General features: G+C 69.5%; 15 protein-coding genes. 10 read left to right on the forward strand and 5 right to left on the reverse strand.

Annotation, left to right across the window (positions count from 1 at the left end):
• Nucleotides 1–50: 50 nt before the first annotated feature.
• The 5 genes from OU416_RS19195 (at nt 51) to OU416_RS19215 (ending at nt 5,332) form a co-directional block, all read left to right on the forward strand.
• On the forward strand, nt 51–572 hold the full coding sequence (locus OU416_RS19195) for a general stress protein (protein ID WP_270928371.1): 522 nt from the start codon (nt 51–53) through the stop codon (nt 570–572).
• A gap of 515 nt (nt 573–1,087) precedes the next feature.
• Nucleotides 1,088–2,386 (forward strand): ABC transporter substrate-binding protein, encoded by a 1,299-nt coding sequence (locus OU416_RS19200; RefSeq protein WP_372907243.1) that lies wholly within the window; start codon nt 1,088–1,090, stop codon nt 2,384–2,386.
• Complete coding sequence (locus OU416_RS19205) at nt 2,386–3,309, forward strand: carbohydrate ABC transporter permease (protein ID WP_270928372.1); 924 nt, start codon at nt 2,386–2,388, stop codon at nt 3,307–3,309. Before OU416_RS19200 ends, OU416_RS19205 begins: the two co-directional genes overlap by 1 nt.
• Complete coding sequence (locus OU416_RS19210; protein WP_270928373.1) at nt 3,309–4,154, forward strand: carbohydrate ABC transporter permease; 846 nt, start codon at nt 3,309–3,311, stop codon at nt 4,152–4,154. The genes OU416_RS19205 and OU416_RS19210 overlap by 1 nt, the downstream gene beginning before the upstream one ends.
• 5 nt (nt 4,155–4,159) lie before the next feature.
• Nucleotides 4,160–5,332: an ABC transporter ATP-binding protein gene (locus tag OU416_RS19215; protein ID WP_270928374.1), complete on the forward strand. Its 1,173-nt coding sequence runs from the start codon at nt 4,160–4,162 to the stop codon at nt 5,330–5,332.
• A gap of 80 nt (nt 5,333–5,412) precedes the next feature.
• On the opposite strand, the gene OU416_RS19220 is transcribed toward OU416_RS19215, so the two are convergent.
• The 4 genes from OU416_RS19220 to OU416_RS19235 all read right to left on the reverse strand — a co-directional run bounded on the left by OU416_RS19220 (nt 5,413) and on the right by OU416_RS19235 (nt 8,437).
• Nucleotides 5,413–5,886 (reverse strand): CAP domain-containing protein, encoded by a 474-nt coding sequence (locus OU416_RS19220; protein WP_270928375.1) that lies wholly within the window; start codon nt 5,884–5,886, stop codon nt 5,413–5,415.
• Between the two features lie 311 nt (nt 5,887–6,197).
• Nucleotides 6,198–6,389, reverse strand: a complete 192-nt coding sequence (locus OU416_RS19225) for a hypothetical protein (protein WP_270928376.1) — start codon at nt 6,387–6,389, stop codon at nt 6,198–6,200.
• A 140-nt stretch (nt 6,390–6,529) separates the two neighbouring features.
• Nucleotides 6,530–7,609, reverse strand: coding sequence for a magnesium/cobalt transporter CorA (corA, locus tag OU416_RS19230; RefSeq protein WP_270928377.1), 1,080 nt, complete (start codon nt 7,607–7,609; stop codon nt 6,530–6,532).
• Between the two features lie 399 nt (nt 7,610–8,008).
• Nucleotides 8,009–8,437: an NUDIX hydrolase gene (locus tag OU416_RS19235; RefSeq protein ID WP_270928378.1), complete on the reverse strand. Its 429-nt coding sequence runs from the start codon at nt 8,435–8,437 to the stop codon at nt 8,009–8,011.
• A gap of 140 nt (nt 8,438–8,577) precedes the next feature.
• On the opposite strand from OU416_RS19235, the gene OU416_RS19240 reads away from it, so the two are divergent.
• From OU416_RS19240 to OU416_RS19260, 5 genes are all read left to right on the forward strand, one after another.
• Nucleotides 8,578–8,745, forward strand: a complete 168-nt coding sequence (locus OU416_RS19240) for a hypothetical protein (RefSeq protein ID WP_270928556.1) — start codon at nt 8,578–8,580, stop codon at nt 8,743–8,745.
• Nucleotides 8,746–8,770: 25 nt separating this feature from the next.
• A complete protein-coding gene (locus OU416_RS19245) occupies nt 8,771–9,343 on the forward strand; it encodes a PH domain-containing protein (RefSeq protein ID WP_093153114.1) in 573 nt (190 codons plus the stop codon).
• 86 nt (nt 9,344–9,429) lie between these two features.
• Nucleotides 9,430–10,311, forward strand: coding sequence for a PHP domain-containing protein (locus OU416_RS19250; protein ID WP_270928549.1), 882 nt, complete (start codon nt 9,430–9,432; stop codon nt 10,309–10,311).
• Between the two features lie 95 nt (nt 10,312–10,406).
• Nucleotides 10,407–11,192 (forward strand): RecB family exonuclease, encoded by a 786-nt coding sequence (locus OU416_RS19255; RefSeq protein WP_270928379.1) that lies wholly within the window; start codon nt 10,407–10,409, stop codon nt 11,190–11,192.
• Nucleotides 11,192–11,563 carry a hypothetical protein gene (locus tag OU416_RS19260; RefSeq protein WP_270928380.1) on the forward strand — a complete coding sequence of 124 codons (372 nt, stop codon included), beginning with the start codon at nt 11,192–11,194 and terminating at the stop codon, nt 11,561–11,563. Before OU416_RS19255 ends, OU416_RS19260 begins: the two co-directional genes overlap by 1 nt.
• A 7-nt stretch (nt 11,564–11,570) precedes the next feature.
• Here the strand turns inward: OU416_RS19260 and OU416_RS19265 are convergent, their stop codons facing one another.
• Nucleotides 11,571–12,779 carry an Rv3212 family protein gene (locus OU416_RS19265; RefSeq protein WP_270928381.1) on the reverse strand — a complete coding sequence of 403 codons (1,209 nt, stop codon included), beginning with the start codon at nt 12,777–12,779 and terminating at the stop codon, nt 11,571–11,573.
• Between the last annotated feature and the right edge of the window lie 148 nt (nt 12,780–12,927).

Raw genomic sequence — 12,927 nt, forward strand, 5'->3', positions numbered from 1 at the left:
CCGCCGTCGCGGTTCCGGCCTTGGCAGTACTTTTCACGGAGGTGTCAGCGGTGTCCAACCCATTCACCGGCGCGAGCCGGCCGACGCCGGGCACACCCAACCTGCCCACGCCGCCCAGCGGCTGGCCGATCGGCTCCTACGGCACGTACGAAGAGGCGCAGCGCGCCGTGGACCACCTCGCGGACAGCGACTTCCCGGTGCAGGAGGTGACCATCGTCGGCGTCGACCTGATGCTCGTCGAGCGGGTCACCGGACGGCTGACCTGGGGACGGGTGCTGGGCGGCGGCGCAGCCTCCGGTGCGTGGTTCGGTCTGCTGGTGGGCCTGATCATGGGCATGTTCACCCCGCAGGGCAGCTGGTTCGGCCCGGTGCTGGCCGGCCTCGGCGCGGGTGTGCTGTTCGGCCTGGTCTTCGCCGCGGTCGGCTACGCCTCGACCCGAGGCCGCCGGGACTTCTCCTCGGCGAGCCAGCTCGTCGCGGGCCGCTACGACGTCCTGGCCCAACCCCGCCACGCGGAGCAGGGCCGAGACCTCCTCGCCAAGCTCGCCATGAAACCCCCGCCCACCCAGTAGACGCGCAGTCCCCGGCGACGTCGGCGCTCTGCGGATTCGGCCAGAAGCGACCCAGGACCCCCGCGGAACAGCGGGGAGCCCGGGTCTCGCGCTTTCAACGCCCCGGGACCGCCCGAAACATCGACGCGAAACCGTCGCCCAGCACATTCCGCGGCGCGGATTCCTGGCCCGGCCGCGGCTGAAACACCGACCGAGAAGCCGGGCGCCCGCGGCTGTGCGCTTCCGTCATTTCTGCCGTCGTCCGAGGCTTGAGCAGGGCGTACCGTGCCGCTCTTCGCCGGTGCGGTCCGCAGCAGCCCGCTGGGGCGGCGCAGTTCCGAAATTCGGTTTCCGGGCCGTTGGGAGCATCGGGATGCGGCTTTCGGGGGAATCGGGGCGGTCCGCGGCATTGCCCATTTCGCCGATATTTACGTATTGGCAACAACGGGCCGCCGCAGCCTTGCCTTGATTGATCAACCGGCCTAGCTTTCCAGCACCGGCTCACCGCCGGTGGTGGCAGGCGACGAAGCCCCGCGATGCTTGGTCGTGGCTGCGACCAGCAACCGGGAGGACCGATCGTGAGAGTTCGCCGCACACGTCGCGCGGCCGTGCTGGGGGCGTCGCTGGTGTGCGCATCCGCGCTGACCGCCTGCGCCCCGGCATCGAGCGCGAACACCGTGAACCTCTACAGCGCGCCCGAGGAGAACCTGCAGCAGAACGTGGACCGCTGCAACGCCGAGTCGGGCGGCCGCTACAACATCGTCTACCACAAGCTGCCCCGCGACGCCGACGGCCAGCGCGAGCAGATGGTGCGCCGCCTCGCCGCCGGTGACACGGGTCTGGACATCCTGTACCTGGACGTCACCTGGGTCGGCGAGTTCGCCGAGGCGAAGTGGATCCGGGAGTGGACCGGGCAGGACAAGGCCGACGTGGAGCGCGGCACCCTGCAGGGTCCGCTGACGACCGCGACCTGGGACGGCAAGCTCTACGCGGCGCCGAAGAACACCAACGTGCAGCTGCTCTGGTACCGCAAGGACCTGGTGCCCGAACCGCCGGAGACCTGGCAGGAGATGATCTCCACCGCTCAGCGCCTCAAGCAAGAGGGCAAGCCGCACTGGATCTCGCTCACCGGCGCCCAGTACGAGGGCGTGTACGTGCACTTCAACACGCTGGTCGAATCGGCGGGCGGGCGCGTCATCTCCGAGGACGGCCGCACCGCCGTGGTCGACGACGGCGCGGTGCAGGCGATGCAGGCGCTGCGCGACCTCGGCACGGCGGGCGTGACCAGCGCGTCGATGAACAACGCCAAGGAGGACGACGCCCGGCAGGAGTTCGAGACCGGGCAGGCCGCGTTCCAGCTGAACTGGCCGTTCGTCTACGCCTCGATGGTGGAGAAGAAGCCGGAGCTGGTGGACGAGGTCGGCTGGGCGCGGCTGCCCGGCCTGCAACCGGGGGTGCCGAGCAAGTCCACCATCGGCGGCGCCAACTACGCGGTGAGCAGCTACTCGACCAAGCCGGACCTGGCCTTCGAAGCCACCAAGTGCCTGCGCAACCCGGAGAGCCAGAAGTTCTCCGCGCTCAACGACGGCGTGCCTCCCACGATCGAGTCCGTCTACGCCGAACCCGAGATGGCCGCCGAGTACCCGATGCGCGACACCATCCTGGAAGCCCTCAAGGACCCGGGCGTGCGGCCGGTGACCCCGGCCGCCCAGAACGTCTCCACGGTGCTGTCCAAGATGCTGTCCCCGATCGGTGAGATCGACCCGCAGCCCACCGCGGTCCGGATGCGCACCGAGGTGCAGAACGCCTTGGAGTCCAAGGGAGTGATGCCCTGATGGTGCAGCAGCAGGACGCCCTTCCAGTGGCGAAGGCGATCAGCGAGGGCAAGAAGGCGGAGCGCAAGCTCGGCTGGCTGCTCTGCGCCCCGGCCGCGCTGGTGATGCTCGCCGTCACCGGCTACCCGGTCCTCTACGCGCTGTGGCTGTCGTTCCAGCGCTTCGACCTGAAGTACCCGGACCAGCGCGAGTTCGTCGGGCTGGACAACTACATCACCGTGCTGGGCAACGGCTACTGGTGGACCGCGTTCGGGGTGACCGTGCTGGTCACGGTGATCTCGGTGGTCATCGAGTTCGTGCTGGGCATGGGCCTGGCGCTGATCATGCACCGGGCGCTGGTCGGCCGCGGCCTGGTCCGCACCGTCACCCTCATCCCGTACGGGATCGTCACCGTGGTGGCGGCGTTCAGCTGGCGCTACGCGTGGACGCCCGACACCGGCTACCTGGCCAACGCGATCACACCGGACGGCGCGCCGCTGACCGAGCACGCCAGCGCGCTGGCCATCGTGGTCCTCGCCGAGGTCTGGAAGACCACGCCGTTCATGGCGCTGCTGCTGATGGCCGGCCTGGCGCTGGTGCCCGACGACCTGCTCAAGGCGGCGGCGATGGACGGCGCCGGGCCGTGGCAGCGGTTCGTGAAGGTGATGCTGCCGGTGATGAAGCCGGCCATCCTCGTCGCGGTGCTCTTCCGCACCCTCGACGCGTTCCGCGTCTTCGACAACATCGTGGTGCTCACCTCCGGCGCGCAGGACACCTCCTCGGTGTCGGTGCTGGCCTACAACAACCTGATCAAGGGATTGAACCTCGGGATCGGCTCCACCATGTCGGTGCTGATCTTCATCGCGGTCGCGCTCATCGCGTGGATCTTCGTCAAGCTCTTCGGCACGGCCGCGCCCGGTAGCGACGACAAGGGGAGGCGCTGATGGCGGGCGTGGGCGGGGCGGAGACCCCCGCGCGGAAGGCCAAGTGGACGGTGCTCAACGCCGTCGTCGTGGTCTACGCGCTGCTGCCGGTGCTGTGGATCCTCTCGCTGTCGTTCAAGACGCCCGAGACGCTCTCCGACGGCAACCTGATCCCGCGCGAGTGGACGCTGGAGAACTACGCGGCGATCTTCAGCACCTCCGAGTTCACCCGCGCGCTGCTGAACTCCATCGGCATCGCGCTGATCGCCACCCTGATCGCGGTGGTGCTGGGCACCATGGCCGCCTACGCGATCGCCCGGCTGGACTTCCCCGGCAAGCGGCTGCTGGTCGGGGTGTCGCTGCTGATCGCGATGTTCCCGCAGGTGTCGCTGGTGTCCCCGCTGTTCGAGATCGAGCGGGTGCTGGGGCTGTTCGACACCTGGCCGGGCCTGATCCTGCCCTACATCACCTTCTCGCTGCCGCTGTCGATCTACACGCTGTCGGCGTTCTTCCGGGAGATCCCGTGGGAGCTGGAGAAGGCGGCGAAGATGGACGGCGCGACGCCCGGTCAGGCGTTCGCGAAGGTGATCGCGCCGCTGGCCGCGCCGGGCGTGTTCACCACCGCGATCCTGGTGTTCATCTTCTGCTGGAACGACTTCCTGTTCGCGATCTCGCTGACCTCCACGGAGAACTCCCGAACGGTGCCGGTGGCGCTGCAGTTCTTCACCGGCAGCTCGCAGTTCGAGGACCCGACCGGGTCGATCTCCGCCGCGGCGGTGGTGATCACCGTTCCGATCATCTTGTTCGTGCTGTTCTTCCAGCGACGCATCGTGTCCGGACTGACCTCCGGTGCAGTGAAGGGATAACCGAAGTGGCCGAGATCGTGCTGGACAAGGTGACCAAGCGCTATCCGGACGGGGCGCTGGCGGTCAACGAGGTGAACCTGGAGATCGCGGACGGCGAGTTCGTGATCCTGGTCGGCCCGTCCGGCTGCGGGAAGTCCACCACGCTGAACATGATCGCCGGGCTGGAGGACATCAGCGGCGGCGAGCTGCGCATCGGCGGGGAGCGGATGAACGAGCGCGCGCCGAAGGACCGCGACATCGCGATGGTGTTCCAGTCCTACGCGCTGTACCCGCACATGACGGTGTTCGAGAACATGGCGTTCCCGCTGCGGCTGGCCAAGGTCGACTCGGCGACGGTGCGCGCGAAGGTCGAGGAGGCGGCCAAGATCCTCGACCTGACCCAGCACCTGCAGCGCAAACCGGCCAACCTCTCCGGCGGGCAGCGCCAGCGGGTCGCGATGGGCCGGGCGATCGTGCGCAGCCCCAAGGCCTTCCTGATGGACGAGCCGCTGTCCAATTTGGACGCCAAACTGCGGGTGCAGATGCGGACCTCGGTGTCGAAGCTGCAGAAGCGGCTGGGCACCACGACGGTCTACGTCACGCACGACCAGACCGAGGCGATGACCCTGGGCGACCGCGTGGTGGTCCTGCGCGGCGGCGTGGTGCAGCAGGTGGGAGCACCGCAGCACCTCTACGAGCACCCGGCGAACCTGTTCGTGGCGGGCTTCATCGGCTCCCCGGCCATGAACTTCGTGCCCGTCGAGGCGGCCGAGGGCGTGCTGCGCAGCGCGCTCGGCGACGTGCCGCTGGGCGACCGCCTCCGCCGAGCCCTGGAATCCGCGGACGCCCCGCGCGAGCTCGTCCTGGGCATCCGCCCGGAGCACTTCGAGGACGCCGCGCTGCTCGACGACGCGGCCCGCGCCTCGGGCGCGACCTTCCGCGGCGAGGTGGACGTGGTCGAGGAGATGGGCTCGGACAAGTACGTCTACTTCACCTTGCACGGCGCCAGGGCCAGCACGGCCGAGCTCGACGAGCTGGCAGCCGACAGCGGCACCGCCGAAGTCCCCACCGACGAGGGCCAAGTGGTCACCCGCCTCTCGGTCCAGTCCGGCGCCCGCGAGAACCACGACCTCGAAGTCTGGTTCGACCCCGACAAGATCCACCTCTTCAACCCCACCACCGGCGCCACCCTCACCTGACCGCGTGAGCGGGGAGGCGAGGACGACGAGGTGAAGGGCACCTTTCGCCAACTAACTCGGCGAAAGGTGCCCTTCACTCATCACCTGATCGGCGGGCGGCCGAGGTCCTGGGTCCAGTAGACGCGGTAGCGGCTGGAGGGCACGTCGACACGGCCGACGCCGAGGTCGGTGAACTTGCAGTCGAGGATGTTGCCGCGGTGCACGGCGGTGTCCATCCACTTCTGGAAGACGACCTCGGCCGAGTCGTAGCCGGCGGCGATGTTCTCGCCGATGTAGTCGCCCGGATAGCCCGCGGCGCTGGTGCGGCCCGCGGGCCGGCTGCCGTTGCTGCCGGTGTGGTCGAAGAAGTCCCGGTGCGCCATGTCCGCGCTGTGCCCGGTCGCCGCCTCGGCCAGGTCGGCGTTCAGGCGCAGCGGCGGGCAGCCGGCGTCGGCCCGGGCTCCGTTGGTCAGGTCGAGCATCTGCTGCTCGGCGGACGGCGTTCTCGCCGCCGGGTGCAGCGGCCCGGCGCTGAACAGCGCCAGAACCGCGGCAGTTGCGCACAAAGCCGACATCCGCGATCACCCCCGCCGTTGGAAAGCCCTGTCCGGTGGGAGTTATAACCGCGAAACGATCGCGCTGCGCGTCGAGCCGCCGAATTGCGGCCGACGCCGGGCCGTGCTGCTCCAGGCCACAGTGGACGAATTGATCAAGCCTGGTTGGAGATCAGCACGAAGAGGGTGAAGATCCATCCCACGAGCAGGGCTACGAGGATGGTGAGCTTGTTGGTCATCAAGCGAGTCATGGCGGTGCCTCCGACGTGAACAACGAGGATCTGCAAGAGATTCGTCCTCACGATGTGGCCCGCGGTCGATCCCGGCAGGCGTCAGCGCACGGCGGCGCGCGGCGCGGCGGGAACCGCGTCCCACATCGCGCCGGGTTTTCGCTGCACCCACGAGGTGTGCCGGAACAACTGCTCCGCGATCTGCCTGCGCGTCAGCGGACTTCGCCGCGGCCGCGGCGCGGTGCTGGGGCGCCGATGCCCGGCCCGGCCTTGGTGCTGCAGCAACAGGTGCATGACGACCTCCTCACGCGCGGACACCGCCCGAACCGAGCGGGCGGTGGAGAACGGCAGGTGGCGCGCCTGGAAGAAGACCGGGCGCGAAGTGACCCCGCACAGCGTATCGTCCGAGATCCGGACTTCGTTACCGAGTGCCATCACAGCCACTTGTTCCGCCGGAAGATCTTGAACAGCACCACGCAGGCGACCAGCATCACCACGAGCACTCCCGGATACCCGTAGACCCAGTCCACCTCGGGCATGTTGGTGAAGTTCATCCCGTAGATCCCGGCGATCATCGTCGGCGTCGAGATGATCGCGACCCACGCGGAGATCTTGCGCATGTCGGTGTTCTGCTGGAGCGTGATCTTGGCCAGCGTCGCGTCCACCAGCGTGGTCAGCAGCTCGTCGAAGGAGCCCACCATCTCCGAGACCTTCGCCAGGTGGTCCTCGACGTTGCGGAAGTAGGAGCGCACCTCGTCGGCGACCATCGGCGTGTAGCCCTCGGCCAGCCGCTGCATCGGCTTGGTCAGCGGCAGCACCGCGCGGCGCAGCTCCAGGACTTCGCGCTTCATCAGGTAGATCTGCTCGGCGTCGACCTTGGTGCGCGGCTCGAAGACCTCGGCCTCGATCTCGTCGATGTCGTCCTGGATGGCCTCGGTGACCTCCAGGTAGGTGTCCACCACGTGGTCGGCCACGCCGTGCAGCACCGCGGACGGGCCCAGCGCCAGCTGCTCCGGGTCGGCCTCCAGCTGGCTGCGCACCTGGCCGAGCCCGGCGTGCTTGCCGTGCCGGACGGTGATCACGAAGTCGCGGCCGAGGAACACCATCAGCTCGCCGGTGTCGACGATCTCGCTGGTCGCCGACCGGCGGTCCGACGACAGGTAGCGGACCGTCTTGAGCACCATGAACAGCGTGTTGTCGTAGCGCTCCAGCTTCGGCCGCTGGTGGGCGTGCACGGCGTCCTCCACCGCGAGCTCGTGCAGCCCGAAGGTGTCGGCGAGCCCGTTGATCTGCTCCTCGGTGGGCTCGTGCAGCCCGATCCAGACGAACCCGGTGCCGCGGCGGCGCACCTCCTCGACGGCGTCGGAGTGGTTCCAGCTGCCCTCGACGCGGTGCCCGTCGACGTAGATCGCGCAGTCCACCACGTAGTCGGACGTCGGCGCGGGCGCGCGGGGAGTGCTGCGGGGCGCGCGGCTGCTTCGGTTGCGCAGGCCGAGCGAGGGGAGGTTGGGCACGGCTGCCTCCAGGATTCCGGGGCGCGATCCACCCGGGTGGATCATCCGGGGGAAGGCGTGCTGCAGGGGTCTCGCTGCTCACGCATCCCGGCCGGGCCCGGACTACCGGCGGACGGGCGCTCCGGCGGGGATGCGGTTGGTACTGCACGGAAGAGCGCTATCGGCGCTATTGCCCACGATCCCTCACCTCCTGCGGTCGTCCACCGGTGCGGTGGTCCTCTCGTCGGCCAACCGGCAACGATACTCCGTCCGAGTGCCGTCCCGGCAACCGCTCTCGCCGAACATCACGCCGCGCACCGGATCGGGGGCGGAAACGGGTGAATTGGGCGGTGTGGGCGAATGCGGCGGGATTCCGGTCCGATTCGGACGTTCACGGGTAACCCGGTCGAATTCCGGCGATCACTCGTTGCGGGGTAAACAATCCCAGGCGCGCAGGCAGTCCGCCAAACCCTCCGTCAGGGCGCCGTCGGCGTCGAGTGTGGCGAAAGTCGCACTGTCCGCCCAGATGGCATCGGAAGCATCGTCACCAGCGCAAAGGGTCCAGTCGTTGGTCCGGCAGGAGTAGTCGAGGATCTCGTAGGTGCCCTGCGGCGCCGGGCGGAGAACGCGGCCGACGAATGCACCCACGGTGACGGAGAGCCCGGTTTCCTCCTGGACTTCGCGCCGTACCGCCGAATGGTCGGTCTCACCCTGCTCCACTCGGCCGCCCGGGAGCGACCACTTCCCGGCGCTGGGTGCATGTGCGCGTTTGACCAGCAGCAACCGGCCGGCCGGGTCGTGGATCACGGCTCCGACGCAGCGGATCACGGGGTTCTCCGATACGATCATCGACACGGAGGGTAGTTGATCCGAGCCTGCTCGGAGACGACTGACCCAAGTGCGGTACAAAGCTGCCGTAAAGCGGCGAAGTGCGGTACAACGGATCAGCAAACGCCTGCGCTACTCAAGGGCATTTTCGGACGGGGTGCGTGACAGTGAACATCAAGAAAATCCTCACGTGGGCCGGAGTTGCTTTCGTTCTGTACTTCCTGTTCACCGCGCCGGTGCAAGCCGGTGGTGTGGTGACCGGCATCACGGACGGACTCAAGGGAGCCGCCGAGGCCGTCATCACCTTCATGCAGAACCTCATCCAGTAAGCGCGAGCCGCGGGAGGCGGGTGCCTTGTTCGCTCCGAGGGATCCCGACGAGTACCTGCTGGACACCGAACGCAGGGTGATCCGCGTGCGGCGCCATTGGGCGTGCTTGCTGTGGGATCTCTTCGAGGCGATCGGCCTGCTCGTCGGCCTGGTGATGGTGTCCTACCTGCTGCCGGCGGGGAACGCCTGGTTGTTCCAGAACATCCTCTGGTACGCCGGACTGGTCGTGCTGGTGCGCTTCACCTACCAGGTGCTGGACTGGTACGTGGAACGCATCGTCGTCACGGACAAGCGGTTCCTGCTGACCACCGGCATCTTCACCACCAACGTGGCGATGATGCCGATCACCAAGGTCACCGACCTGACCTTCGCGCGAACCCTGATGGGCCGGGTCTTCGGATACGGCACGCTGGTCGTGGAGTCGGCTGGTCAGATCCAGGCGCTCAACCGCATCGAGTACGTGCCGAACCCGACCGAGGTCGAAGACGCGATCTCCGGCCTGGTCTTCGGTGACAAGAAGGGTCAGCAGCAAGACCGCTTCTCGATGCTCAAGGCGCGCCGCGCCGCGGTGGGCAAGCGCAAGGCCGCCAAGCTCTGAGCGGAGATCGGCCCGGCGGGTGTTCAGCCTGCCGGGCCGCTCGCTGCCGGACAGCGGTCGGCGGGCTCTGCTGGGCATGGGTCACACTGGTGGGTGTGCGAATCGACCTGCACACGCATTCCACCGAGTCCGACGGCACCGACACACCGGCTGAGCTGGTGGCGACGGCCGTCGCGGCCGGGCTGGACGCCATCGCGATCACCGACCACGACACCACCGCGGGCTGGGCGGAAGCCGAGCGCGCGGTGCGCGAACTGGCCCCGCCGGGCGGTTTTCGGCTCGTGCCGGGCGCCGAGCTCTCGTGCTCGTGCCCGGACGGCAACGGCCGGACGATCACCGTGCACCTGCTGGCGTACCTGTTCGCCCCGGACTCGGCCGCGCTCGTCGCCGAGCAGTCGCGACTGCGCGCGGAGCGGCGGACGCGGCTGCACGAGATGGCCCGGCACATGGCCGCCGACGGCTTCCCGATCGATCCGGACGGGCTGATGGCGGGCCTGCCACCGGACTCGCCGGGCGGTCGCCCGCACCTCGCGCGGGCGCTGGTCGACGCCGGGACGGTGGCCAGCGTCAACGAGGCGTTCGCCAGGTTCCTCGGTGGTAGCGGGCGGTACTACCTGCCGCGCACCGACACACCGGTGCACCGCGCGATCGAGATGATCTCCGATGCGGGCGGGGCCACGGTGCTGGCGCACCCCTTCGCGACGGCGCGCGGCCCGGTGGTGACGGAGGAAGTCGTGGCGGAGCTGGCCGAGCGCGGGCTGGCGGGCATCGAGATCGACCACCCCGACCACGACCCGGCGACGCGCGAGCGGCTGCGCGGACTGGCCGGCGAGCTGGACCTGATCCCGACCGGGAGCAGCGACTACCACGGCACCAACAAGACGATCCGGATCGGCCAGGAGACCACGCCGCCGGACTCCCTGGACCGCCTGATCGACCGCTGCACGGGAAGCAAGGTGATCGGCTGATCGGGGCCGGTCGAGGAGCGACCGCAAAACTGCGTACTGTGGGTCGCGTGCAAGGGCAGCTAGGCCTTGAGGGCATTCCCAGCAAGTTGGTGCGGGTGACTCCGGCCCGCCTGTCGACCTGGCAGCAGTGCCCGCGCAAGTACCGCATGACCTACCTCGACCGTCCGGCCCCGCCGCGCGCCGGTGCCCGGGCGAACGCCACGCTGGGCGCGGTGGTGCACAACGCGCTGCGGGCCTACTTCGACCTGCGCGTCGACCAGCGTTCGCCGGAGCGGGCGGCGGTGCTGGTGCGGGAGCACTGGAAGTCCGACGGGTTCGCCGGGCCCGAGCAGGCGGCCGAATACCGGGAGCGGGCCCAGGAGTGGGTCAGCGGGTACGTGGCCGAACTGCCTCCGGCCGAGACCCCGGTCGCGGTCGAGCGGTGGGTTTCCGCGCCGGCCGGGTCGATCATCGCCGAAGGCCGGGTGGACCGCATCGACGAGCGGGGCGGGGAGCTCGTGGTCGTCGACTACAAGACCGGCAGGCACGGGCTGCGCGTCAGCGACGCGCGGGATTCGCTGGCGCTGGGCCTCTACGTCTTGGCCGTGCGCAAGCAGTTCCACCGGACCTGCCGCCGCGTCGAGCTGCACCACCTGCCCACCGGGACCGTCGCGAGCTGGGAGCACACCGCGGAATCGCTTGCCGCGCTGCGGGAACGGGCCGAGCAGCTGGCCGCGGAGTTCCAGAGCGCCACCGACGAGCTGTCGTTCGGCGGTGATCCGGAGGCGCTGTTCCCGGTGAGCACCGGACGGCACTGCTCGTGGTGCGACTTCCGGTCGCACTGCGCCGAAGGCAAGCAGGCGGCGCCGGACCTGCCGTCCTGGTCGGCGTTGGAAGCCTGATGAGCAGGCGATCCGACTACCCGGAACCGAGGCAGTACCGAACCCGGCCGATCCCCGTCGACGGTGCCAGGGGACGGCACTCGCGACGGGCCCCCAGCCGGAGCGGGAGCGCGATCCGCGGGCTGAGCGGTGCGCTGGCGGTGGGTTCCCTGGTGCTCGCGCTGGTGCTCGTCGGAGTGCAGTTCTGGGCGACGGGGGAGGGGCAGGAAGGACCCGGTCTACCTGCGGTGATCTCCCAGCTGGTGACGGCGGTGGCGGCCGTGGCGGCCCAGGCCGTCGCCGATCGCCGCCGCGATCTGGTCGGCGGGCTCGCGACGCTGGGCGTGTTCGTGCTGGTCTTCGGTTCGCTGTGGTTCTGGTGGTGGGCCTGAGGTCTGGTCAGCGCAGGGCGACGAGGGTGTCGCCGCGCTGCTCCAGCACGACCGGGCCGACCGAGTTGAGCTGCACCGGGCCGGTGTAGCCGGCGCGGTCCACCGGGATCAGCCGCTCGCGGTGGCCGGTGGCCGGATCCAGCACGGCCAGTCCGTCGGGCACCGGGACCAGCAGCTTCCCGCCGAACTCGATGCCCGGCCCGGTGGTGTCCGGGGCGGTCCAGCGCGGGGTGAGGGTCGCCGGGTCGAGCGCGATGGTGTCGGCACCGGTGTGCCAGTAGATCCGGTCCTCGACGGTGGTGGTCGACTCGACCTGCACGTTCGCCCGGAATTCCGGGGTGCCGACGCGGACCGGGTAGCGCGTCACCTCGCGGCCGCTGTTGTCGAGCACGACCACCGCGGAGCGGTCGCGCTCCACCACCGCGACGTGCTTGTCGGTGACCGCGATGACTCCTGCCGAAGCGCTGCCGAGCCCGACGCTGAGGACTTCCTCCGGCTTCTCGTCGTCCTCCGGCCGGGTCTTGACCACCGTGACCCGGCCCATCTCGCGCGGGCAGTTCTCGATCATCGCGGTGCGCTCGTCGCCGACCGCGAGGGAGGAGTACGTGCAGTCCGGGCGCTGCATGTTGTTGTCCGGGTTCTTGATGGCGGGCGGGATGCCGAACTGCTGGGTGCGCACCAGGTCGGAGCGCCAGGACTCGAAGGTCCGCTGCCCGGTGGCGGTCAGGTAGGTGCCGTCGGAGAGCAGCTGGGTGCCCGGTTCGGCATCGGAGTTGCGCTGCGGCCCGCGGACGCCGGTCGGCCCCCGCAGCGAGGTGACCTCGCTGCAGTTGGAGGACTTGCGGAAGACCGCGATCGCGCGGTCCCACTCCGCGCCGATCGTGCACAGTGGAATGTCGCGCGCGTAGCGCCACGCGACCCGGCCCGTCGCCGGATGGCGCCCGAGGACCTCGTTGCCCGCTCCGGTCACGGCCGCCGGGCCGGCGACCACGGGAACCGGGGTGGCCGGGCTCGGCGCCCGCCACACCTCGGTCAGCGTCGCGGGAACGCCGTCGACCCCGGCCGGATCCGGCAGCGGGTGCGCGGCGACCTCGGAAACGGTGGCCCGGGCATCGCTGTTGATCCACAGCACGGTGCCGGTGACGACCACGGCCACCGCGATGAGCGCGACCACGACGAGATCGGTACGCGTACGCCGCTCCGGCCGGACCACCATCACTCCTCACAAGGGCGAGCTCTCGTCGACGGCGAGCTTAGTGCCTACCAGCAACCGGAAGTGCCCCGCCGAGTCCGACCGGCTCCTGAACTGGCAAGACCGCTGGTCTCGTGCGAAACCAGCGGTCTTCTCGTCGTGCCGGGTGGCG

This window comes from Saccharopolyspora indica, assembly GCF_027853965.1.
Lineage (GTDB): Bacteria > Actinomycetota > Actinomycetes > Mycobacteriales > Pseudonocardiaceae > Saccharopolyspora > Saccharopolyspora indica.

Coding starts and splice junctions, on each gene's coding strand:
- OU416_RS19200 (WP_372907243.1), top strand. CDS start 1,088: ATGCTTGGTCGTGGCTGCGACCAGCAACCGGGAGGACCGATCGTGAGA.
- OU416_RS19205 (WP_270928372.1), top strand. CDS start 2,386: ATGGTGCAGCAGCAGGACGCCCTTCCAGTGGCGAAGGCGATCAGCGAG.
- OU416_RS19210 (WP_270928373.1), top strand. CDS start 3,309: ATGGCGGGCGTGGGCGGGGCGGAGACCCCCGCGCGGAAGGCCAAGTGG.
- OU416_RS19220 (WP_270928375.1), bottom strand. CDS start 5,886: ATGTCGGCTTTGTGCGCAACTGCCGCGGTTCTGGCGCTGTTCAGCGCC.
- OU416_RS19225 (WP_270928376.1), bottom strand. CDS start 6,389: ATGCACCTGTTGCTGCAGCACCAAGGCCGGGCCGGGCATCGGCGCCCC.
- OU416_RS19235 (WP_270928378.1), bottom strand. CDS start 8,437: ATGATCGTATCGGAGAACCCCGTGATCCGCTGCGTCGGAGCCGTGATC.
- OU416_RS19260 (WP_270928380.1), top strand. CDS start 11,192: ATGAGCAGGCGATCCGACTACCCGGAACCGAGGCAGTACCGAACCCGG.
- OU416_RS19265 (WP_270928381.1), bottom strand. CDS start 12,779: ATGGTGGTCCGGCCGGAGCGGCGTACGCGTACCGATCTCGTCGTGGTC.